The organism is Mixta intestinalis (assembly GCF_009914055.1).
GTDB lineage: Bacteria > Pseudomonadota > Gammaproteobacteria > Enterobacterales > Enterobacteriaceae > Mixta > Mixta intestinalis.
The window spans coordinates 2,014,135-2,035,988 of record NZ_CP028271.1; the positions used below are offsets into that span (position 1 = coordinate 2,014,135).

19 protein-coding genes and 1 riboswitch are annotated in these 21,854 nt (G+C 52.9%); of the genes, 12 read left to right on the forward strand and 7 right to left on the reverse strand.

From position 1 onward, the window contains the following. Window positions 1–7 precede the first annotated feature (7 nt). The 3 genes from C7M51_RS09535 to C7M51_RS09545 all read left to right on the forward strand — a co-directional run bounded on the left by C7M51_RS09535 (window position 8) and on the right by C7M51_RS09545 (window position 3,591). Window positions 8–1,291 carry an MFS transporter gene (locus C7M51_RS09535; protein WP_160621574.1) on the forward strand — a complete coding sequence of 428 codons (1,284 nt, stop codon included), beginning with the start codon at window positions 8–10 and terminating at the stop codon, window positions 1,289–1,291. Window positions 1,292–1,344: 53 nt separating this feature from the next. Then, window positions 1,345–2,817, forward strand: a complete 1,473-nt coding sequence (locus tag C7M51_RS09540) for a mannitol dehydrogenase family protein (protein WP_160621575.1) — start codon at window positions 1,345–1,347, stop codon at window positions 2,815–2,817. Window positions 2,818–2,904: 87 nt separating this feature from the next. Then, window positions 2,905–3,591: a GntR family transcriptional regulator gene (locus tag C7M51_RS09545; protein ID WP_160621576.1), complete on the forward strand. Its 687-nt coding sequence runs from the start codon at window positions 2,905–2,907 to the stop codon at window positions 3,589–3,591. A gap of 35 nt (window positions 3,592–3,626) precedes the next feature. Here C7M51_RS09545 and thiD read toward each other — a convergent pair whose 3' ends face one another. Further along, the gene (thiD, locus tag C7M51_RS09550) at window positions 3,627–4,427 is read right to left on the reverse strand and encodes a bifunctional hydroxymethylpyrimidine kinase/phosphomethylpyrimidine kinase (protein WP_160621577.1); all 801 of its coding nucleotides are present in this window, start codon (window positions 4,425–4,427) and stop codon (window positions 3,627–3,629) included. After that, the gene (gene thiM, locus C7M51_RS09555) at window positions 4,424–5,215 is read right to left on the reverse strand and encodes a hydroxyethylthiazole kinase (protein WP_160621578.1); all 792 of its coding nucleotides are present in this window, start codon (window positions 5,213–5,215) and stop codon (window positions 4,424–4,426) included. The genes thiD and thiM overlap by 4 nt, the downstream gene beginning before the upstream one ends. A gap of 33 nt (window positions 5,216–5,248) precedes the next feature. Continuing rightward, a riboswitch (TPP riboswitch) is annotated at window positions 5,249–5,345 on the reverse strand. A gap of 342 nt (window positions 5,346–5,687) precedes the next feature. Between thiM and C7M51_RS09560 the strand changes: the two genes are divergently transcribed. After that, window positions 5,688–7,025: a PAAR domain-containing protein gene (locus C7M51_RS09560; RefSeq protein WP_425281007.1), complete on the forward strand. Its 1,338-nt coding sequence runs from the start codon at window positions 5,688–5,690 to the stop codon at window positions 7,023–7,025. After that, window positions 7,025–7,405 (forward strand): hypothetical protein, encoded by a 381-nt coding sequence (locus C7M51_RS09565; RefSeq protein WP_160621580.1) that lies wholly within the window; start codon window positions 7,025–7,027, stop codon window positions 7,403–7,405. The genes C7M51_RS09560 and C7M51_RS09565 overlap by 1 nt, the downstream gene beginning before the upstream one ends. A gap of 183 nt (window positions 7,406–7,588) precedes the next feature. On the opposite strand, the gene C7M51_RS09570 is transcribed toward C7M51_RS09565, so the two are convergent. Next, window positions 7,589–8,533, reverse strand: a complete 945-nt coding sequence (locus C7M51_RS09570) for a transketolase family protein (RefSeq protein ID WP_160621581.1) — start codon at window positions 8,531–8,533, stop codon at window positions 7,589–7,591. Between the two features lie 15 nt (window positions 8,534–8,548). Then, the gene (locus C7M51_RS09575) at window positions 8,549–9,379 is read right to left on the reverse strand and encodes a transketolase (RefSeq protein ID WP_160623617.1); all 831 of its coding nucleotides are present in this window, start codon (window positions 9,377–9,379) and stop codon (window positions 8,549–8,551) included. Between the two features lie 301 nt (window positions 9,380–9,680). On the opposite strand from C7M51_RS09575, the gene C7M51_RS09580 reads away from it, so the two are divergent. The 5 genes from C7M51_RS09580 to C7M51_RS09600 all read left to right on the forward strand — a co-directional run bounded on the left by C7M51_RS09580 (window position 9,681) and on the right by C7M51_RS09600 (window position 15,431). After that, window positions 9,681–10,631 carry a sugar-binding transcriptional regulator gene (locus C7M51_RS09580; protein WP_141175725.1) on the forward strand — a complete coding sequence of 317 codons (951 nt, stop codon included), beginning with the start codon at window positions 9,681–9,683 and terminating at the stop codon, window positions 10,629–10,631. Between the two features lie 358 nt (window positions 10,632–10,989). Further along, entirely contained in the window at window positions 10,990–12,495 is a 1,506-nt protein-coding gene (locus C7M51_RS09585) for an FGGY family carbohydrate kinase (protein ID WP_160621582.1), read from the forward strand. 15 nt (window positions 12,496–12,510) lie between these two features. Beyond that, window positions 12,511–13,308: an SDR family oxidoreductase gene (locus tag C7M51_RS09590; RefSeq protein WP_160621583.1), complete on the forward strand. Its 798-nt coding sequence runs from the start codon at window positions 12,511–12,513 to the stop codon at window positions 13,306–13,308. Between the two features lie 41 nt (window positions 13,309–13,349). After that, window positions 13,350–14,618, forward strand: coding sequence for an MFS transporter (locus C7M51_RS09595; RefSeq protein WP_160621584.1), 1,269 nt, complete (start codon window positions 13,350–13,352; stop codon window positions 14,616–14,618). 27 nt (window positions 14,619–14,645) lie between these two features. Further along, on the forward strand, window positions 14,646–15,431 hold the full coding sequence (locus C7M51_RS09600; RefSeq protein ID WP_160621585.1) for an SDR family oxidoreductase: 786 nt from the start codon (window positions 14,646–14,648) through the stop codon (window positions 15,429–15,431). Between the two features lie 124 nt (window positions 15,432–15,555). Here the strand turns inward: C7M51_RS09600 and mltB are convergent, their stop codons facing one another. The 3 genes from mltB to eco all read right to left on the reverse strand — a co-directional run bounded on the left by mltB (window position 15,556) and on the right by eco (window position 17,608). After that, window positions 15,556–16,644 carry a lytic murein transglycosylase B gene (gene mltB, locus C7M51_RS09605; protein WP_160621586.1) on the reverse strand — a complete coding sequence of 363 codons (1,089 nt, stop codon included), beginning with the start codon at window positions 16,642–16,644 and terminating at the stop codon, window positions 15,556–15,558. Between the two features lie 148 nt (window positions 16,645–16,792). Next, window positions 16,793–17,047 carry a putative hemolysin gene (locus C7M51_RS09610; RefSeq protein ID WP_160621587.1) on the reverse strand — a complete coding sequence of 85 codons (255 nt, stop codon included), beginning with the start codon at window positions 17,045–17,047 and terminating at the stop codon, window positions 16,793–16,795. 57 nt (window positions 17,048–17,104) lie between these two features. Beyond that, complete coding sequence (gene eco / locus C7M51_RS09615; protein WP_160621588.1) at window positions 17,105–17,608, reverse strand: serine protease inhibitor ecotin; 504 nt, start codon at window positions 17,606–17,608, stop codon at window positions 17,105–17,107. A gap of 527 nt (window positions 17,609–18,135) precedes the next feature. Here eco and C7M51_RS09620 point away from each other — a divergent pair. Together C7M51_RS09620 and torA are read left to right on the forward strand one after the other, a co-directional pair. Next, window positions 18,136–19,302: a NapC/NirT family cytochrome c gene (locus C7M51_RS09620; protein WP_160621589.1), complete on the forward strand. Its 1,167-nt coding sequence runs from the start codon at window positions 18,136–18,138 to the stop codon at window positions 19,300–19,302. Then, window positions 19,299–21,776 carry a trimethylamine-N-oxide reductase TorA gene (gene torA, locus C7M51_RS09625; protein ID WP_160621590.1) on the forward strand — a complete coding sequence of 826 codons (2,478 nt, stop codon included), beginning with the start codon at window positions 19,299–19,301 and terminating at the stop codon, window positions 21,774–21,776. Before C7M51_RS09620 ends, torA begins: the two co-directional genes overlap by 4 nt. Window positions 21,777–21,854 lie beyond the last annotated feature (78 nt).

Here is a 21,854-nt window from a genome sequence, read left to right on the forward strand (position 1 = left end):
AGATACCATGTTCAAGAACCTACGCTGGACCATCGTACTTCTGCTGTTTTTGGTCTATATGATCAACTACCTCGATCGCGTTGCCCTCTCACTCACCGTGCCGATGATAGAAAAAGATCTGATGCTCAATGCTGAACAGTTCGGCATGATTTTCGGCAGCTTCTTTTTCGGTTACGCGTTGTTTAACTTTATTGGCGGTCTCGCCACCGATAAATATGGCCCGACGCTGGTCATGGGCCTCGCCGTCGGTATGTGGTCACTGTTCTGCGGCCTGACTGCCATTGCCACCGGTTTCTGGTCGATGCTGATTCTGCGCGTGCTGTTCGGCATGGCGGAAGGCCCGATTTGCGCATCGGCGAACAAGGCGATCAACGGCTGGTTCCCGAAAAAACAGGCCGCCACCGCAATGGGCTTCCTGAGCGCTGGCTCACCGCTCGGCGGTGCCGTCGCCGGGCCGATTATCGGCTACCTGGCGCTGGCGTTCGGCTGGCGTCCGGCCTTCGTTATCATCTGCTCAATCGGCATCGTCTGGATGGTTATCTGGTTCTTTGTCGCTGCGGATAATCCGGCACGCAGCAAACGTGTTTCTGCCGAAGAGCGTGCGCTGATTGAGAAACTGAAAGAGGCACAGCCGGGCGATGAGCCGGAACTGTCACAGGCATCACACGGCCTGGGCTACTATCTGCGCCAGCCGATTATTCTGGTTACCGCCTTCGCCTTCTTCTGCTACAACTATATTCTGTTCTTCTTCCTCAGCTGGTTCCCGGCTTATCTGGTGCAGGCGCACGGGCTGGATATTAAATCCATGAGTATGACCACCGTGATTCCGTGGATCGTCGGCTTCGTCGGACTGGCGCTCGGCGGCTGGATCTCTGATAAAATCTTTAACATCACCGGGCGTTTGCTGCTGTCACGAAAAATTGTGCTGGTGGTCGCGTTACTGGCTGCTGCGCTTTGTGTCGCGCTGGCGGGTACGGTAGAAGGAGTGACATCTGCGGTACTGTTGATGTCGGTATCCATCTTCTTCCTCTATATCACTGGGGCAATTTACTGGGCAATCATTCAGGACGTGGTGCATAAAAGCCGTGTGGGCGGCATCAGCGGCTTTATCCACCTGGTAGGCAGCATTTCAGGTATCATCGGTCCGATCGTTACCGGCTTTATCGTGCAGCATACCGGCAAATTTGACAGTGCCTTTGTGCTGGCGGGCGTTATCGCCGCGCTCGGTGCCTTCCTAGTACTGTTTGTTATCAAAAGCCCGAAAGCCAGCAATACGCCTGTTTCAGCCTAATTTTTCCGGCGCGCTCCGGCGCGCCTTTTACGTTAAGTCAGAAGGACTCTTCCATGCTATCCGTTGAGACATTGGCCAACGACGTTAAACTTCCCGACTATGACCGCACTCAGCTGCGCCCACGCATTCTGCATATCGGCTTCGGCGCTTTTCATCGCGCTCATCAGGCCGTCTGTGCCGATCGCCTGGCGCGCGAACAGCAGAGCGACTGGGGTTACATCGAGTGTGAAATTAATTTGCAGAGCACCAGTAACCTGGTCAATGACCTGCGTAAGCAGGATCATCTTTACAGCGTTACCGAAATGGCGGACAGCGGCAAAACCTCGCGCGTTATCGGCACGCTGTGCGCGGCTATTGATGCCCGTACCGACGGCATTGATGCCGTTATCGAAGCGATGAGCCAGCCGGAAATTGCTATTGTATCCATGACGGTGACGGAAAAAGGCTACTGCCACCATCCGGCCACGGGCGAGCTGAATTTGGAGCATCCATTTATTCAGCACGATCTCGCGCATCCCGATGCGCCGCAGTCGCTGCCGGGCGTGATCCTGGCGGCTATCCGCCGCCGTCGCGATCGCGGTTTATCGCCCTTCAGCGTGATGTCGTGCGACAATATGCCGGAAAACGGCCACGTCACGCGTAACGTTGTGGTGCAGCTGGCACAGGCGCAGGATGCCGCGCTCGCCGACTATATCCGTCAGCACCTGACCTTCCCTTCCACCATGGTAGATCGCATCGTACCGGCGATGACACAGGAAGCACTGGATTCGCTGGGCGAAAAACTGGGCTGCTACGATCCGGTTGCCGTACAGTGCGAGCCTTTCTTCCAGTGGGTGATCGAAGATAATTTTGTCAACGGTCGTCCGGCGTGGGAAAAAGCCGGTGCGGAGCTGGTGCAGGATGTGTTGCCTTTTGAAGAGATGAAGCTGCGCATGCTCAACGGCAGCCACTCATTCCTCGCCTACCTGGGCTATCTGGCTGGCTATCAGCATATCAGCGACTGTATGGCCGACGAGCATTTCCTGCGCGCCGCCCATACGCTGATGCTGGCAGAGCAGGCACCGACGCTGCGCACGCAAAATGTCGATCTTAACGCTTATGCTGATTCACTGATTGCCCGCTATAAAAATCGCGCCATCAAACACCGCACCTGGCAAATCGCCTCTGACGGCACGCAAAAGCTGCCGCAGCGCTGGCTCGACAGTATTCGCTGGCATCTGGCGCATCAGAGCCGTTTCGATCTGCTGGCGCTGGGCGTGGCAGGCTGGATACGCTATGTCAGCGGCGTCGATGAACAGGGTGCCGCCATTGAGATCAACGATCCGCTGAAAGAGACGCTGGCTCAACTCGTCAGTGAAAGCACCGACGGCGAGGCGCGTATCACGGCACTACTCTCGCTGAAAAAGGTATTTGGTGAAGATTTACCGACAAATGCGCAGTTTACGGCACGTGTCCTGCATTTCTATCAGCAGCTACAGCAGTTTGGAGCAAAAGAAACCGTTAAGCGGGTAATAACAAGCTATTGATTATTCCTGCAAAAAAGCGCTGGCGCGGAGTTGACGGTCTGTTTAGACTGAACGCTTTCGCGTCCAGCCAGCTCAGGAAGTTGTCGCATGTCGATACCCTACATCATTACTACCAGCGAACCCGTTAACCAGCAGATTTACCGCTTTTTGCGTCGGGATATCGTGACCTGCGTAATTCCTCCGGGTTCGCTGCTGTCAGAAAAGGAAGTTTCCTCCCGCTTTAATATCTCTCGCCAGCCGGTGCGTGAAGCCTTTATCAAGCTGGCGGAAGCCGGACTGGTGCAGGTTCTGCCGCAGCGCGGCACCTTCGTACGTAAAATTTCCGCGCAGCGTGTTGCCGATGGCCGCTTTATTCGTGAGGCCGTTGAGATTGCCGTGGTGCGTCGCGCGGCGACAGAAGCTTCGTCCGAAGCTTTGATGGCGCTGGAGCATAATCTTCAGCTGCAAAAAATCACGGCGCAGCGTCATGACGCTCAGGCATTCTTACAGCTGGATGATGAATTTCACCGGCTCATCGCGCAAAGCATTAACTGCGAGCTGGCGTGGGAAACGGTAGAGAATATCAAGGCCACGATGGATCGCGTGCGCTTCCTGACGCTCAGCAACGTCTCTCCGCCGGAAAGCGTGATTGAACAACATGAAGAGATCTTCAGCACGCTGCGTAATAAGGATGCCGACGGTGCCGAAAAGGCGATGCGTCGACATCTTCAGGAGATGATTTTCTCTATTACCCCGATTGCAGAACAGAATAGCGAATGGTTTGAACCCTGCTGATGCAGGGCAATATCTTCTCGCTAAAAACGCAACCTCTACCACCAGCGGTAAAAATGGTGCACCGGCCCCTGGCCTTTACCCACCTGTAACGTATCGGCCTGCTCAAGCGCGCCCTGTAGCCACGCTTTCGCTGCCGTTACGGTGCTGGCCCAGTCGCTGTGTCGAGGGCGCAGCGCGGTTAGCGCCGAGGAAAGCGTACAACCGGTGCCATGCGTGTTGCGGGTAGCGATGCGCGGCGCGGTAAAGCGCTGCGCGCCGTGCTGGGTAAACAGCCAGTCCGGGCTTTCAGTATCGCTGAGATGCCCGCCTTTGATCAGCACCGCCTCGCAGCCCAGATCCAGTAGCGCTCTGCCCTGCTGTTTCATCTCATTTTCATCGCGAGCGGGGCGGGTTTCCAGCAGCGCCGCCGCCTCCGGCAGGTTAGGCGTAATCAGTGAAACCTGCGGCAGAAGACGCTGGCGCAACGTTTTGACCGCCTGCGGCGACAGCAGCGCATCGCCGCTTTTTGCCAGCATGACGGTATCGAGCACAATCCAGGGGATCACGGCACGGCTCAGCCTTTCTGCAACGGCCTCTACGATATCACTTTCTGATAACATGCCGATTTTAACGCTGTCGATGCGCACATCCTCCAGCACCGCATCCAGCTGCGCGGCGACAAACTGCGGCTCAACGCGATAAACCGAACGGACGCCGCAGGTGTTTTGTGCCACCAACGCGGTAATTACGCTGGTACCGTAAGCGCCCAGCGCGGAAAAGGTTTTTAAATCAGCCTGAATACCTGCGCCGCCGCTGGGATCGGTACCAGCGATAGTTAACGCATTAATCCGCATCATTTCAGTTTCTCCTCGTTCAGATTCCACAATGCATCGAGAAATGCCGGAATGAAGCTGCCTGGCCCATGCGCTTCAGATGCCGCCTGCGAGCCTGCACAGGCCATAACACAACAGGCACTGGCGACGTGCTGTAATCTGTCACCCGGCAGCGCCGCAAAGCCCGCAACTACCGCCGACAGCGCGCAGCCCGTACCGACCACGCGCGTCATCAGCGGCGATCCACCATGCACAGCAAACGTACGTTCGCCATCGGTCACGTAATCCACCTCGCCGGTTATGACGATGATGCTCTGGCAGCGCTGCGCCAGATGCTGCGCGGCAGCCAGCGCCTCCTCTGCCTGATGTTGTGTATCCACACCGCGCCCACCCACCTGTTGTAGCGATAACGCAAGAATTTCAGAGGCATTGCCGCGAATAGCGGCGGGTTTTAACGTCAGCAGCCGCTGGCAAAAGGCACTGCGCATATCCAGCGCCCCTACCGCGACCGGATCGAGCGTCCAGGGTGTAGCGCTGGCGCTGGCCGACTCTACCGCAGCCTGCATGGCTTTAGCGCGCGTGGAGGTCAGAGTACCGACGTTAATCAACAACGCATCGGCAATAGCGCTGAACTGTGCCGCTTCATCGGCATCAATAACCATCGCAGGCGAAGCGTGCAGCGCCAGCAGCACGTTAGCGGTAAAGGACTGGACCACATCATTAGTCATGCAGTGGATTAGCGGCGCGCGCTGGCGGAAGAGAGAAAGAGATTGCGCAACAAGCGCGGTATCAGGCAGGTCAGGTTGTTTCATAATGCTCCTGGCCGGCGCTTAAGAAGGCAATGCCGGGCAGGCATCTGACTTCCCTACGCTGGCATTATCCAGATCAGGTGGTACGGGTATTTCTCAGCCTTCACAAGGAAGGGCACCCCGAGTCATTATTACAAGTTGTTGGGATTCAACATTAATCCTTGTCAGGATAGTAATGCCAGCAGAGAAGCTTGTAAACGGTGAAGAAGGCCTTTTTGGGGTATGTGTAATATGGTTAAGTGATAAGATGTTTTCTTTCGTCACAAAAAACAGATTACCCCAACCTCATTTTATTTTGTTGTGCCTATGGTTATTGTTTGTAAAATAAGCACGATGATAATTTCTGTAGCAGGTAAAAGGATTTATGAATCAGTATACCGTTGGCTCAACGGGAGGGATGCGCCCTAACGTACTGGGAAAAGGACAGGCATTAAGCGGTGATCAAACCACTACTGGAGCAAAACTTATTCCTTCTCTGTCAGTAGGCCATATTCTTGGGCGCCGTCCAATTGTTCTGGGGGACAAAACTACGCCTTGCCCAAAATGTGGTAAAGAAGGGAAGATTATTGAAGCCGAACCACACCGCAGAATTCATCAAATACCTGTTGCCGTCGACAGATGTGCTGTTTTATGCGGCTGTCCTTCTGGATCTAACCGAATCATAGCCCCTTTGGGTCCGATAGGCCCAGGTACATCCCCTTCTTATGCGCCAGCAAAATATCAGGCTGAAACGTCAACCGCAGCCACCACTCTTGTTGCCTCTCAACAGCAGCAGGCAGAGCCAGAGCAATATGCACAGTCAGCGAAGAAGAAAACTGGCACAGACGCTGGTTTTGCCGTTCTCCCATATGGTGGTACTACAGAAGCCTGGCAGCGTCTGTTATTCACAGGCACCCCACCAGCAGGAGCCAAAGCGCTATTTGCTACGCTGAACGGCGCAGACAAAAGTTATAAAGCCGGTTCGATTATGCTTCTGGTTGATCCTGAAAAGCAGGATAGCGAGCAGATCGCGCATATGCAGGCAGCAAAAGCACGGATTGATGCCGCGCTGGAACCGTTAACCCACGAAGAAGCTAATTTCCTGCACAAACATTACGCCACCATAGCTAATTTCACCAGCATTGCAGATAAAGGTATTGGCCTTGCTGCCGAACCGGTTGGTAAATATTTTGAGAACATTGAAAAAATTTTGAAAGAGATCCAGGAAACTTATAAAAACGCCTATATGACGCGAGGCGCATTAATTGGTGAGCAGTTCTATGTTAAACGTGCTCAACTATTCAAGGAACTTGATCGTATACTTAAAGTTGGCTTCCTTAATAAAGGAATGAAACTCGGTGAATACCACAAATTAAAAAGTGCGCTTGGTTTATCAACTAAATCGATAACTCATAAATGGAATGAAACAGGCATTAGCGATATCGAAGGTTATGCAACGCACATCGAACGGGCAGCTAAATACGTTAAAGCAATGCGATACACAGGATATATCGGGATTGGTTTTAGCGCTTTTCATTCAATAAACGAAATCAATGAGTCTTGTTCTGTTGGGCGAAAGGCCGAATGTACTAAAAAGAAGTACACTGAGATCGGTAGTTTTTCTGGTGGCATAATTGGAAGCATTGGAGGCGGAGCTATAGGCACAGGTATATGCACTGTAGTATTAGGTGCTTTGACAATAGAAGCTGCTGGAGCAGGTGCATTAGCTTGTGGTATAATTCTTGGTACTGGTGGAGGTTATGCAGGCGGTCAATTCCTGTCAGATCAAGGTGAAAATCTCGGTGAACTTATTTACAAGACGGTAGGTGAATAGTGGGTATCCTGTCTGCGACCTCAACACTATTGTGTATAATCTTTGGATTTATCGCAATTGGGTATTCTGTTCTAAAAAACAAACAACATATTCTATTGTGTGATGCTTTTAAAGAACGATTTGGTTATGTACCAGCAGGAATAATTCTTGCGCAAGCAGGAGGGATATTTCTGACCTTTCAGAAAGATTTTTATTTCATCTTCCCGTTCATATTTAAAAAGGGGAGTTTTCCGGTCAGGAATATGGATTCTGCTCATTATGATTTCATCAAAGGCTTACCCAATGAAAAAGTATCATGGTTGAAAATTAAATTTACCTTGTTTTTGATAATGATTGTTTTATTTTTTTTTAGTGTTTTAACTTCTCTTCTATCCATCTAAGCATTGTTTATAAAGCTGCATAAGCGGCTGTTCTTGTACATGAAGGCAAACCCACTAACGCACTCAGCCTGCCTACCAGTTTCATCACGCGCAAATGGAACGCTGCCACGAGGTAATGCCTGTAAACCTCCACCAGCTGACAGCCCGCTTACGCAGGCCGTCAGGCATTGAGATTAATAAGGCTTATTGATGATTTAACAGGCGCAGCGCCTGGCTCACGATGCCTGCCGCGTCGATACCGTGCCAGGCACGCATATCCTTACGGTCGGCAGCTAGCGCATATTCACCATCCGGGATGCCGAGGCGTTTCAGACGTGCGCCATGACCGTATTCAGCCAGCACTTCTGCGACGATGCTGCCCACGCCGCCGTTAATATTGTGCTCTTCGACGGAAATCACGTACTTAATACCGCTCAGGCTCTGGCTCAGCGCATCGCGATCCAGCGGACGAATAGAAGCCAGATTAATGACACAGGCGGCAATACCTTTGCGCGCCAGCAGTTCAGCCGCCTCAACCGCCTCATGCACCGTTGAGCCCATCGCCACCAGCGCAATATCATTCCCTTCATGCAACACATCCACGGCGCCGGGTTTAAAGCGCCAGGCTTCATCGTGCAGTTCCGGCAGCGCTTTACCATCCATACGAATATAGACCGGACCAACATGCTCCAGCGCATAGTCAATAATCTGGCGGCACTCGCGCGGTGAAGAAGGCGCGAAAATCTGAATATTACCAAAGCCGCGAATTACGGAAATATCATCGATCGCATGATGGGTGCTGGCCAGCGGGCCATAGCTGGCACCAGCGTTCAGGCCAAACAGCTTGACGTTAGTGTTGTTGTAGCAGATATCTACTTTGACCTGCTCATTGGCGCGTGCAATCAGGAACGGCGCGGCGTTACAGGTTACCGCCACTTTTCCCGCCATTGCCAGACCGGCGGCGACACCGACCAGCGTCTGCTCTGCGATACCGACATTCACGAGGCGATCGGGAAACTGTTTTACAAAAGGCGCGATTTTAGCTGTGGAGGTCGAATCAGCCACAACGGGAACAACATCGACGCCCCGCTCGACGGCATCAATAAACGCCGTCACCATTACATTCGCCAGATGTTCTGCGTTATTCACTTTTCATCTCCTCCATCAAAGATCTTTAAGCTCATTCATCGCCTGAGCAATCTCATCACCCTTAGGTACGCGATGGTGCCATTCCGGTTTGCCCGCAATAAATGAAACGCCAGCGCCTTTTGTGGTGTGGGCGATAATTACGTGCGGCTTGCCGCGCGGCGGTAAATTCTCCAGCGCGTTCACCACCGAAGTCATATCGTTACCCTGGCATTCGGTGACATCCATACCAAAGGCGCGCCATTTCTCATCCAGCGGATCGCTGTTCATAATGTCGCGCGTAGCGCCCGCCAGCTGTAACCCATTCTTGTCATTAATCACTACCAGGTTATCCAGCTTATAATGCGCCGCCGCCATTGCCGCTTCCCAGTTGCTGCCTTCCGCCAGCTCGCCGTCGCCGGTGATAAGGAAAATACGACGTTTGCTGTTGTCGCGTTTGGCAGCAATCGCCAGCCCTACCGCAACCGGCAGCCCATGCCCCAGCGCGCCGGTGTTTAACTCGATACCGGGCGTTTTCTGTTTTACCGGATGTCCCGGCAGGTGGGAGTTGGCATGTTGATAGGTTGCAAGCCAATCCTGCGGGAAGTAGCCAGCTTCAGCGAGCACGCAGTAATAGCAGCCCACCGCATGACCTTTGGACTGGATATAGATATCGCGATCGGGATCGTTCAGCCGGTCCGGCGCGCAGTTCAAAATACGAAAATAGAGCGCTGTCAGCAGTTCTACCTGAGACAGATCGGCACCGGTATGGCCGCCAGCCGGGCTGTTAGCGTTCAGATTGATAATGTGACGCCGTACCGCACGTGCCTTTTTCTCAAGTTCAGGAACTGACAGTAAAAAGGGATTCATCATACGCCTCCGAATAGTTATTCCTTAATGAATATTTATTCCGTAGTGTAAAAAAAGGTGCCTGCACAGACTTTGTTGCAGGCACTTCACTAACAAAGGTTGCGGTCTTTATCGTTATGAATAAATATTCATTACTGATTTTATATTCAAAGTGTATGATCTCCGTTCACGCATTGTCCAGTCTCTTACCGCAAGTTTGATAAAAGTTTGAGGTTCATCACACTTAAACTGTGCGTCTTTTCGCGTATCATGACCGGCTAAAACATACTGGCTGCACTTAAGAAAACCATTGAGGAACAGCATGGCTAAGCAGGATGAACAGCGTCTGTTAGTTAAAATTGCCACACTTTACTATCTGGAAGGACTTAAGCAGTCTGAGATCGCGCAGACCCTGTCGCTCTCACAATCATTTGTCTCACGCGCTATTACGCGCTGTCAGAAAGAAGGTTTAGTTAAAATCAGCGTGATTCAGCCTTCCAATATTTTTCTGAATATTGAGAAAGGGATCGAAGAGCGCTACGGCATTAAGCAGGCCATCGTCGTGGATGTGGCAGAAGATGCAACGGACAGCGCCATTAAACGCGCCATCGGTTCCGCCGCCGCGCACTATATTGAAACCCGCCTGCGCCCTAACGATCTGGTTGGCATCTCTTCGTGGAGCTCCACCATCCGGGCAATGGTGGACGAAGTACATACGCCCAATCTGAAAGCCAGCGGTGTTATCCAACTGCTGGGCGGCGTTGGCCCAAACGGCAATGTCCAGGCCACCATTTTGACACAAACGCTGGCACAGCAGCTTAACTGCCGTGCCTGGCTGCTGCCCGCGCAGAGCATTGAAGGCTCTACCGACGATAAAGCCCGCCTGATTGCCAGCCCGGATGTCGCCGATGTCGTGGCGCATTTTGATGAGGTGAATATCGCGATTGTCGGTATCGGTATTCTGGAACCATCTCAGCTATTGAAAACCTCCGGTAACTACTATCGCGAGGAGATGCTGGAGTTACTGGCCGAACGCGGTGCCGTAGGCGATATTTGCCTGCACTACTATGATAAAAATGGCGCGCCGGTATTGGCCGAGCATGAAGATCCGGTTATCGGCATGGCATTAGATAAAGTCAAAAAATGCCCGAACGTAGTGGCACTGGCCGGTGGACGTGACAAAGTCGCGGCGATCAAAGGTGCATTACAGGGCGGCTATATCGATATCCTGATCACCGATTATCATGCTGCCAGAGCGTTGGTCAAAGAATAGCTCCCCCTTCCTTCCGCCTAAGCTTTGGCGTTCGCCCTCATTGCTTATTAGTAGCAGGGTAACGCCAAAACCTTACGATAAATGAAATGCTAATCCTCTCGTCAACGTTCATTTCTGTGCCGTTAGCGGATCGAGAAATGTGATAGTAAGCACATTCGCAAACTTTGCCTGTAGCCCAGACCGAAGATTCTGGCTATCGTACACAAAATATATAATCAACTGTGAATATATATTCAAAAGAACACAGCGGAAGCAATGCGGCGCACTCGTCCCTGTAAACAGGCTAACAGCCCATAAGCACCAGCGTCCTGCCTTCGCGATATTAGTGCCTGAATGACTTGCGAATTGGAGCCCCCTGATGTCGATCACAAAAAACATTATCATTGCGCTTGATGAAGGCACCACCAATGCAAAAGCCGTTGCGCTGAACGAAGCCGGAGAAGTGCTGGTTAAGTTCTCTCAACCGTTGTCCATCCAGACGCCGCGCGAAGGCTGGGTTGAGCAATCGGGAACGCTGTTAGTTGAGGCTTCTGTTCAGGTGCTGGCGAAAGCGATTGAGGCGGTCGGCGCAGACAAGGTAAGCGCGCTGGCGATCAGCAATCAACGTGAAACCGCTATCGGCTGGTATCGCAACAGCGGTGCGCCGCTACACGCCGCGCTGAGCTGGCAGTGTTCGCGCACCGCAGATTTTTGTGAAGGGTTACGCCGCGATAATCTCGAAAGCAAAATTAAAACCGTAACCGGTCTGCCCGTCGCGCCGCTTTTTTCCGGTTCGAAGCTGCGCTGGCTACTGGATTCAGTCCCCAACGGCTTTGCGCTGGCGGAAAAAGGCGAAATCTGTCTCGGTACTATCGACAGCTGGCTGCTGTGGAATCTGACCGCAGGCGAATCTTTTTACTGTGATTATTCTAACGCTTCACGTACTCAGCTGCTGAACCTGGTCACCGGAAACTGGGACGAGGAAATGCTGAAAATCTTCCAGATCCCGCGCAAGGCGCTGCCGGATATTAAACCTTCCAGCGGGCTGTTTGGTTATACCAAAGGGGTAAACGGCATACCGGATGGCATTCCGGTCATGGCGATGGTAGGCGATTCTCATGCGGCGCTGTTCGGTCATGCGCTGGGCGAAGCGGGCTGTGTTAAGGCGACGTACGGCACCGGCTCCTCGGTTATGGCTCCGGTCAATTCAGCACAGTGCAATATTCAGGCGTTAGCGACCACCATCGCCTGGCATAATGGCGAAAACCTGGTTTACGGGCTGGAAGGCAATATTCCCCACACCGGTGATGCAGTGGCCTGGATGGCAGACAGCACCGGTCTCAGCGAACTGCCCCAGGATGAACTGAACCACGAGCTCAATACGCTTCCCGCCTCGGTAGAAAATACGCTCGGCGTTTATTTTGTGCCCGCGCTGACCGGTCTGGGCGCACCCTGGTGGGCAGATAACGCTAGAGGCCTCATCTGTGGCCTGAACCGGGGCGTGAAACGTGCGCATCTGATCCGTGCGGCGCTGGAAGCTATTACCTATCAAATTGCCGATGTGGTCGCTGCGATGCGCCAGCACCCTGACTTTACCTTAACCGCCCTGATGGTTGATGGCGGTCCGACAAAAAATGACTGGCTGATGCAATACCAGGCAGACCTGCTGGGATGCCCGGTAATGCGCAGCGATATTCCTGAATTATCAGCGTTGGGCGCTGCCCTACTGGCACGCAAAGCGGTGGATAACGTTACTGGAAAAGATCTTAAACCCTACCTTCCTGTGCACTATACCTTTCGCCCCAATATGGAGCGACATGGTCGCCTGCAAAAACGCTGGCGTGAATGGCAACAGGCTGTAGAACGCACTCTCTATCAACTCTGAAAGGACGGATACTCCATGAAAAGTTCATTTAATAATAAAACCGTCGTTATTACCGGCGCGGCTCGCGGCATTGGCGAAGGCATTGCCGAGCGCTTTGCCGCTATCGGGGCTAATTTAGTTATCTCCGATTACTCTTCAGCGGTTAACGAAACAGCTGAGCGGCTGAAAAAGAAATATGGCGGCGAAGTGGTTTCTTTTGTTGCCGATGTAACGAAAGAAGAACAGGTTGCTGAACTTTATAAACTGGCCTGGGATCGTTTCCAGTCCATTGATGTTTCTGTGCAAAACGCCGGTATTATCACTATCGAACATTTTGACAAAATGAGTCGTAAAGAATTTGATGACGTACTCAGCGTAAATACCACTGGCGTATGGTTATGCTGCCGTGAAGCAGCAAAATATATGGTCAAACAAAAGAGCGGACGTCTGATCAATACATCCTCAGGTCAGGGGCGCGTCGGTTTTATTTATACACCGCACTATGCCGCCAGTAAAATGGGCGTTATTGGCATTACGCAAAGCCTGGCACTGGAACTGGCCCCGTATAATATTACGGTAAATGCGTTTTGCCCTGGGATTATCGAAACAGAAATGTGGGAATATAACGACAGAGTTTGGGGTGAAATTCTCAGCACGCCAGAAAAAACCTACGGCAAAGGTGAACTGATGCAGGAATGGGTTGGTAATATTCCTATGAAACGTGCAGGAAAACCCAGCGATGTTGCCGGTCTGGTCATGTTTTTAGCCTCCGATGACGCTGCGTATATTACTGGTCAGACAATTAACGTCGATGGCGGATTAATTATGTCTTAATTACCACCCAGTTAATACTTTACATTCCAGTGGAGTAATATATGACATCAGCTCATTCAGAGCCGAGGACATTTCTCGGCCTAAGAACAGATTTGATATGGGGATTATTAGGCGTTCTCCTCTTTATCGTAGGAGACGGCGTTGAACAGGCGTGGATATCTCCTTATCTTATCGATCGCGGCCTGACCATGCCGCAAAGCGCAACGCTTATTGCCATTTATGGCATCGCTGTTGCAATTGGCGCCTGGCTTTCCGGCGTAATGGCGGAAGCGCTGGGACCGAGAAAAACCATGCTTCTCGGTGCAATGTTTTGGTTGATTGGTCAGGTGCTGTTCTTGCTGATAGCACTGCCTACGATGAATTTCGCCATTATTATTCCCACTTATTGCATACGTGGCTTGGGTTATCCGCTATTTTGTTACTCATTCCTGGTATGGGTAACCTATCGCAATCCGGCCAAAACGCTGGCGACCGCCGTGGGTTGGTTTTATTTAGCCTTCACCGGCGGTCTCTATATCGTTGCTAATTTTTATGCATCATTAATGATTCCGGTATTAGGCCACATTGGTATTTTATGGAGCGCCATTGTATGGGCATTGGCGGGTACGGTTATTGTGCTGGTTTGTGTAAAAGGCAACGTGCGTGAAAAGACTACTGTCGGCGAACAGCTCTCTATTCTGATGAGCGGCATATCTATTATTCGTGATAATCCTAAAGTCGGCATTGGCGGTCTGGTAAGATTAATTAACACCACTTCGCAGTTTGCTCTACCGGTATTCTTCCCGGTTTACCTGGCGCAGCATGGATTTACCACTGAACAGTGGCTCCAGGTATGGGCACTAACCTTTACAGTTAATATCGCCTTTAATCTTATCTGGGGAATGGTAGGAGATCGTATCGGCTGGGGAAGAACCGTACAAATATTCGGTGGCTTTGGCTGTGCCTGTACCATGTTGCTAATGGCGTGGATGCCGGTATGGTTTAGTGGTAATTATCCAGCCATGCTACTGATGGGCTGTATATATGGTGCACTTATCGCTGGTTTTTGTCCGCTTACAGCTTTGGTTCCGTCACTGGAACCGGAAAGAAAAGGTGCGGCTATGTCCGTCTTGAATCTCGGTGCAGGTCTTTCCAGCTTCGTTGGTCCATCACTGGTTGCGTTACTGTTTACCAGCATTGGCGCTCGCGGTGTACTGGTCGTTTTCGCCATTTTATATGTTGTCAGTATTTTCCTGACAGGCTTTGTCACGCTGGATAAAAAAGCTCAAACCGGAAAAGATGAATCATTGACCTCAACAGAATCCGCCTGATTAATGAAACTATCTGGAGGCAATACCATGCTAAATAAAGATTTTGCACAAACGCTATTTTCATTAAACGATCGTGTCGCCTTCGTTACCGGGGCCGGTAGCGGCATCGGTCAAATCATCGCGCTGGCGCTGGCGAGTGCCGGCGCTAAAGTGGCCTGCTTTGACCTGCGTCAGGATGGCGGCCTTGATGAAACAGTGAAACAGATCAAGCAGATGGGTGGTGACGCCTGCGCCTTCACCGGCGACGTGCGCAAGCTCGACGATCTGCGTGAGGCGATTGCGACGGTGAAAAACCGCTATCACCGGCTGGACGTGGCGGTAAACGCCGCCGGTATTGCCAACGCTAACCCGGCGCTGGAAATGGAGAGCGAACAGTGGCAGCAGGTAATTGATATTAACCTCACCGGCGTCTGGAACTCCTGTAAAGCGGAAGCGGAACTGATGACGCAGTGCGGCGGCGGCTCGATTATCAACATCGCCTCAATGTCCGGCGTGATTGTTAACCGTGGACTGGAACAGGCGCACTATAACAGCTCGAAAGCGGGCGTCATCCATCTGTCAAAAAGCCTGGCGATGGAGTGGGTAGATAAAAATATCCGCGTTAACAGCATCAGCCCCGGCTATACGGCGACACCGATGAACACCCGTCCGGAGATGGTTCATCAGACGCAGGCGTTCGAAAGCCAGACGCCAATGCAGCGTATGGCGCGGGTTGAAGAGATGGCCGGCCCTGCTTTGTTCCTCGCCAGCGATGCGGCCTCTTTCTGCACCGGCGTGGATCTGCTGGTAGATGGCGGTTTCGTCTGCTGGTGATGGTACACCGAGCAATCGCTGACCGCGCCTGAAGATAACAAACGGGCGTCACGGATAATCTGTTCCGCCGCTACAATGTAGAAAGCCGCTGCCTGCAAAGCCAGCGGCTTCATTATTGGCAACGTTAACGTCCCCGGCGCGCCAGACCTACCGCCTCACCCAGCTGCCAGACCGCCATCGCGTAGTGGTTGCTGTGGTTATAGCGGGTAATAACATAAAAATTAGGCAACCCGTACCAGTACTGATAAGACTTACCCATATCAAAACGCAGCAGGCTTACCTGTGGATTACCGCTAATCGGCACCTGTGGACGCAGGCCTGCCGCTGCCAGGTTCGCCAGGCTGTAGCGGGTTTTAAAGCCGTTTTCCAGCCCTGGTGCCTGTCCACTGGCAGGTACCGCTACCGTTTCGCCCGCCTGCCAGCCGTGCTGTTTGAAATAGTTCGCAACGCTACCGATAGCATCAACCGGATCCCACAGGTTGATATGACCATCGCCGTTGAAATCAACCGCGTAACGCTTTTCAGAAGAGGGCATAAACTGACCGTATCCCATTGCACCGGCATAGGAGCCGCGCAGATCCAACGGATCGTCGCCTTCCTGCCGCGCCATCAGCAGGAACGTCTCCAGTTCGCTGCTAAAATAATCTGCCCGACGCGGATAGTCGAAAGCCAACGTTGCCAGCGCATCAATAATGCGGGTTTTGCCCATCACCCTACCCCAGCGGGTTTCGACGCCAATGATACCGACAATAATTTCCGGTGGTACGCCATATTCCCGCTGCGCGCGCTGTAACGCATCCTGATACTGATTCCAGAACGCCACGCCTTTCTGCACGTTATCAGGCGTAATAAATTTTTTGCGATAGCGAATCCATGCGCCGTTAGGCCCTGAAGGCGGCTGATAACCTGGCGTAGGTGCCTGGCGATCCATCAGGCGCAGCACCCAATCCAGACGTTTGGTCTGTGCCAGTACGCTGTGCAGCTGCTGGCGATTAAAACCATGCTCCTGCACCATTTTATCGATAAAACGCTCTGCCGCCGGATTGCCGGAAAAATCGCCGCTCAACGGCTGAATTTCATGGGCAGGCTTAAGTAAAAATCCACCATCTCCCAGAAAAGGATTACCGGTTTGCGTTGGTGGTGGTGTGGTTGGCTTGCTGCTACAGGCGGCCAGCAGCGCAATCAACGGAAGAAGAAAAGCAGAATGACGCATTGAAAGTCCATATATTCAGCGATGAAAAACATTAATGGTAAGCATGGATTTGCGTCACGTAAAAGAAAATGCCTGATTGACGAGAATAATTTTTTCGCTTCCCTTTCGCATCAATCAGGACAGCTTCAGCGGCATAAAACCCTTGCCGTTAACGTAACGAACTGGCTCGTTGTGGATGGTCGCGACGGAACAGCGTCCATTCTTCGATGCGCTCGCCGCTGGGCAGGCGACAGTAGCTTAGCTCACCCTCTGCGGTTTGCACCCTTTCCAGCGTGCCTGACTGTTGAATACAGTAGGCCGATGCCGGATTCGGCATGCCAATTGCCGGTGTATTCTTTTGCGGTTCAGGCGCACGGCTACAGCCAGCCAGCGCCAGCACGGTCAGCATCATCATCTTTTTCATGGTTTACTCTCTTGATGGGAAGCGGGCGATGCTCATTATCGGCACCGCCGCACGAAATTACTGCGCAACCGCGTCGTTAACCTCAGCCTCTGCGCGCCACAGACGATATTTCACCTGAACGTCGGCAGGCGTATAGATCACGACAGGCAGCTTGCTATTGTAGCGTAGCAGGCTGTAGGCACCGAGATTGGCCGGGACAAATTCCTGCCGCTTGTCATCATTGATGCACATTTTACGTGTTGAGGCCGGAGCCGACAGCCCCTTCACTACATAGTAGTCGTAACCCCAGCCGGTCAGGGTTTGTTGCTCTACCTGAGCGCCCATCATGACGTGATTACAGTCTACTTCCATGGTTTTACCGATCAGCAGTTCAACTTTATACAGCTCTTCATTTTGCTGCGGCGGCAGATAAATCACCTGGCGAACCTGTCCTTTTTCCGCCGCCGGATAAGGCGCTACGGTTTCCAGTGCCGGATGATCGACGGATGTGGTCGGCGTTTTTTCAGCACAGGCTGAAGCAGTGACGCAAAGCGCGCTAAGCAAAATTGCCTTCATTTTCATCTTTATTTCTGCCTTTTGATAATACATTTCCCCAGGCTAACACAGGTCAGCCACAATTAATCCTGAAGCTAATCAAAAAAAACGATAAAAATCCAGAGCGGATTATTTAACACGCTGCTGATTAATGCTAACACCCGTTCAGATTAATCTTTTGTTGCTGTCAGGCTTAGCTTCTGCCCAGCCAGTGGCCTTATAACAGCGCCGCTGCCTCGATGATGGGTTCATTAATGTCTTGTATGTTGTAACTACTTAGTAATTGCGTTCGAAGAATTATTTGCCACGCTCTTTCCAACCGCGTTTTTCTGTAACGGTAAGCATAATCTTATTCACTGGCGAAAAATTATCCAGATTTCGCTGACTTACTGCCTGAAACCATTATCTGCGTCACTCTTCTTTCTTTCTGCTCATCTAAAACCAGCATTCTTTGATAATGCACAACCCCAACCTACTTAATTGGAGGTATACAGAACTGCTTTTTAAACAGGGCTAATCCTGTAGCTATAAATAATGAAAAACCAGGAGGTTACATGGCGAGGAAAAGGCGCCTTTTGAGCTTTCATTGGCTTAAAAGTTGGCCAATGTTGGGACTGATATTACTGGGGGCGGTTATCGGTGCGGCGCTACTGGCTGGCGGCGCAACCATTATGCATAAAACCAGCGACAGCGAATTTTGCGTTTCATGCCACAGCATGGAGCGCCCGCTGGCGGAGTATCAGGGCAGCATTCACTTTCAAAACCCAAAAGGCATCCGTGCAGAGTGTGCTGATTGCCACGTTCCCCACCAGCCAGTTGATTATCTGCTGACTAAAATCGGGGCGCTGAAAGATGTTTACGGGGAAATTACCGGAAAGATAAACACCGAAGAGAAATATAACGCGCATAAGCTCAGCATGGCAGAGTCAGTATGGAAAACCATGAAGGCGAACGACTCCGCTACCTGCCGCAGCTGCCATAGCTTTGAGGCGATGGATATCCTGGCGCAGCGCCCGGAAGCCCGTAAAGCGCATCCGGTAGCCATTAGCGAAGGCCAAACCTGTATCGACTGTCACCGCGGCGTCGCGCATATCCTGCCGGACATGAGCGCCAGCAATGCCAGTGGGGCATCACAGCTGTTAGCTGCGGCTGCCCACACGTCGGAAAAAGCGACCACGCTGTACGCCGTTGCCACGCAGTCTTTCCGCTTAACGCTCGACAATGAGCAGCCCGACGGCACCCTTTTCCCATCTACGCAGGTCACGGTATTGCAGCATAACGGCGATCAGCTTCAGGCTCGCCTCGATGGCTGGCAGCAACAGGATGTGACGGGCGCTATCTATGCCGCGCCGGGTAAACGCATCCTGAGCGCTGTGCTGGATGAAGCCGCCTCGTCGCAGGTCAAGGTTATCAACTCGCAAACCGACAGCGAAACCGGACAGCGCTGGAACCAGGTCGAACTGACTTTCTGGCTGCCAAAAAACATCCTGATCGAAGATCAGCAGAAAATTTGGCAATACGCCTCCGGCCTGATGACGGCTAACTGCACCGGCTGTCACGGCCTGACGGCGCTGAATCACTTTAACGCTAATCAGTGGATCGGCGTAATGAAAGGCATGGCACCGCGCACCTCGCTAAGTGAAGAACAGCTGCGCTTACTGACGCAGTATGCACAAAAACATGCCAGCGATAGCGTGATTTCTGAGGGAAGCGAAAAATGACAAAGAATCAACTCTCAAACTGGTCGCGCCGCCGCTTTTTACAGGCCAGCGGCGGCCTGGTGGCAGCCAGTGCGTTGCAGTTTGGCTACAGCAAATCAGCGCTGGCAAAAGCCATTGGTCAGGCGCTGCCGCAGTTTACCGCGCTGCGTCCGGCGCAAAAAGGCATCCTTACCGCCGCACACTGGGGCGCGTTTGAAGCGATTGTTGAAAATGGTCGTATGATCGGCGTTCAGCCGGTACAGGACGATCCGGCACCTAACGAGCTGATTGAGATGGTGCCCTGGCAGGTCTATGCGCCGAACCGCATCAAGACGCCGATGGTGCGTAAAAGCTGGCTGGAGAAGGGTCCGGGCAGCCGTACCGAGCTACGCGGCAGCGATGAATGGGTGCCGGTCAGCTGGGACAAGGCTATCGAGCTGGTCACCAATGAAATTCGCCGTCTGCAACAAAACGATGGGCCTGGTTCAATTTACGCTGGCTCCTACGGCTGGAAGAGCACCGGCATGTTACATAACTGCCGCGCCCTGTTGCAGCGCCTGATGAACCTGGCCGGTGGCTTCCTGAACTACAGCGGGGACTATTCCACCGGCGCTGCACAGGTGATCATGTCGCACGTGGTTGGCTCGATGGAAGTCTATGAGCAACAGACCTGCTGGCCCAACGTTCTGGAGCACAGCGAACTGGTAGTGCTGTGGGGCTGTAACCCACACACTACGCTGAAAAACAGCTGGAACGTGCCGGATCACGTCGGCCTTGACGGTTTTGCGCAACTGGCCAAAAAAGGTGTGCGCGTTATCACCATCGATCCTATCTACCAGCCGGGCGCGAAGCAGATGAACGCGCAATGGATCGCACCGCACGCCTACACCGACTCCGCGATGATCATGGGTATTGCCCATACGCTGCTGAGCGAGAAATTGCATGACGAAGCCTTCCTGCACCGCTATACCGTCGGCTTCGATCGCTTCCGTGCCGTTCTGCTGGGCGAAAGCGATGGCGTGGTAAAAGATGCTGAATGGGCAAGCGGTATTTGCGGCATTGAGCCGGAGGTCATTCGTAACCTGGCGCGCGAAATGGCCCAGAAGCGCACCATGATTATGGCGGGCTGGGGCATTCAGCGTCAGCATCACGGCGAGCAGCCGCACTGGCTGCTGGTAACGCTGGCGGCGATGCTGGGGCAGATCGGTCTGCCGGGCGGCGGCTTCGGTTTCAGCTATCACTACTCCTCTGGCGGCAGTCCGACGGCGCGCGGCGGCATTATATCCGGCATCAGTGCCGGTGAGTCACCGGCTAACGCGCCCGCACCGATTCCGGTGGCGCGTATCGCTGACTGTCTGGCAAACCCTGGCAAAACCATTAACTTTAACGGCCGGAAGATTACCTATCCGCACGTTAAAATGGTCTACGTGGTGGGTGGCAATCCTTTCCACCACCATCAGGATACTAACAATCTGCTGCAGGCGTGGCGACAGCCGGAAACCATCGTGGTGCAGGAACCTTACTGGACCGCTACCGCCAAGCATGCCGATATTGTGCTGCCCTGCACCACCAGCTATGAGCGCAACGATGTGGAGATGGGCGGCGACTACTCGCAGCTTTACGTCTTCCCGATGCATCAGTGCGTGGCACCGCAGCATGACGCACGCAGCGATTTCGATATCTTCCGTGCTATGGCGGTACGTCTCGGCGTCGAGCAGGCCTTTACCGACGGTAAAGATGAGATGCAGTGGCTGAAGTCGATGTATGACAATATGAAAAGCCAGGCGCGGACCGCAGGCGTTGCACTGCCGCCGTTTGATATGTTCTGGCAATCGAACAGCTATATCCGCTTCCCGATCCCGGAAGCAAATAAGCAATGGGTGCGCTTTGCCGATTTCCGCGCCGATCCGCTGCTCAATCCGCTGGGCACGCCTTCCGGCAAGATCGAAATCTACTCACAACGCGTGGCGAGCATGAACTATCCCGACTGTCCAGGCCTGCCCGGCTGGCTACCGCCGCAGGAGTGGCACGGCAGCGAGGCGGCGAAGCGCTGGCCGCTGTCGCTGAACACCGCGCATCCTGAATATCGCCTGCACTCTCAGCTGGATAACACCCCGCTGCGTGAGAAGCATGCCGTTGCCAATCGTGAAGAGATCCTGATCAACGAGCAGGACGCTGCCCGTCGCGGTATCCGCAGCGGCGATCTGGTACGTGCCTTCAACGATCGCGGGCAGATCCTGGTGGGCGCAGTGGTTACCCCTGATATCCGTCCGGGTGTGGTACGCATTAGCGAAGGTGCCTGGTACGATCCTGCCGATCCTGCGAAAACGGGCGCGCTGTGCCGCAACGGTAACGTTAACTGCCTGACGCTGGATATCGGTAGCTCAATGCTGGCACAGGGTAACTGCGGGCATATGGCTCAGTTGGAGATCGAGAAATATCAGGGAGAGGCGCCGCCAAACACCGCGCACGTCGCTCCGCCAAGTGCAGCATAAGCGCTGATATGGCGGCAACCCTAACGCTGCCGTCATACGCGCATTGACCAGCGCCTCGCGTCTTTTAAAAACGCGGGG

Bases quoted from the DNA above. Each gene is read 5' to 3' on its own strand.
- C7M51_RS09620 (WP_160621589.1), top strand. From the start codon at position 18,136: ATGGCGAGGAAAAGGCGCCTTTTGAGCTTTCATTGGCTTAAAAGTTGG.
- thiM (WP_160621578.1), bottom strand. From the start codon at position 5,215: ATGAAACAACCTGACCTGCCTGATACCGCGCTTGTTGCGCAATCTCTT.
- C7M51_RS09590 (WP_160621583.1), top strand. From the start codon at position 12,511: ATGAAAAGTTCATTTAATAATAAAACCGTCGTTATTACCGGCGCGGCT.
- thiD (WP_160621577.1), bottom strand. From the start codon at position 4,427: ATGATGCGGATTAATGCGTTAACTATCGCTGGTACCGATCCCAGCGGC.
- C7M51_RS09545 (WP_160621576.1), top strand. From the start codon at position 2,905: ATGTCGATACCCTACATCATTACTACCAGCGAACCCGTTAACCAGCAG.
- C7M51_RS09575 (WP_160623617.1), bottom strand. From the start codon at position 9,379: ATGAATCCCTTTTTACTGTCAGTTCCTGAACTTGAGAAAAAGGCACGT.
- C7M51_RS09540 (WP_160621575.1), top strand. From the start codon at position 1,345: ATGCTATCCGTTGAGACATTGGCCAACGACGTTAAACTTCCCGACTAT.
- eco (WP_160621588.1), bottom strand. From the start codon at position 17,608: ATGAAAATGAAGGCAATTTTGCTTAGCGCGCTTTGCGTCACTGCTTCA.
- C7M51_RS09535 (WP_160621574.1), top strand. From the start codon at position 8: ATGTTCAAGAACCTACGCTGGACCATCGTACTTCTGCTGTTTTTGGTC.
- mltB (WP_160621586.1), bottom strand. From the start codon at position 16,644: ATGCGTCATTCTGCTTTTCTTCTTCCGTTGATTGCGCTGCTGGCCGCC.
- C7M51_RS09585 (WP_160621582.1), top strand. From the start codon at position 10,990: ATGTCGATCACAAAAAACATTATCATTGCGCTTGATGAAGGCACCACC.
- C7M51_RS09580 (WP_141175725.1), top strand. From the start codon at position 9,681: ATGGCTAAGCAGGATGAACAGCGTCTGTTAGTTAAAATTGCCACACTT.
- C7M51_RS09600 (WP_160621585.1), top strand. From the start codon at position 14,646: ATGCTAAATAAAGATTTTGCACAAACGCTATTTTCATTAAACGATCGT.
- C7M51_RS09595 (WP_160621584.1), top strand. From the start codon at position 13,350: ATGACATCAGCTCATTCAGAGCCGAGGACATTTCTCGGCCTAAGAACA.
- torA (WP_160621590.1), top strand. From the start codon at position 19,299: ATGACAAAGAATCAACTCTCAAACTGGTCGCGCCGCCGCTTTTTACAG.
- C7M51_RS09610 (WP_160621587.1), bottom strand. From the start codon at position 17,047: ATGAAAAAGATGATGATGCTGACCGTGCTGGCGCTGGCTGGCTGTAGC.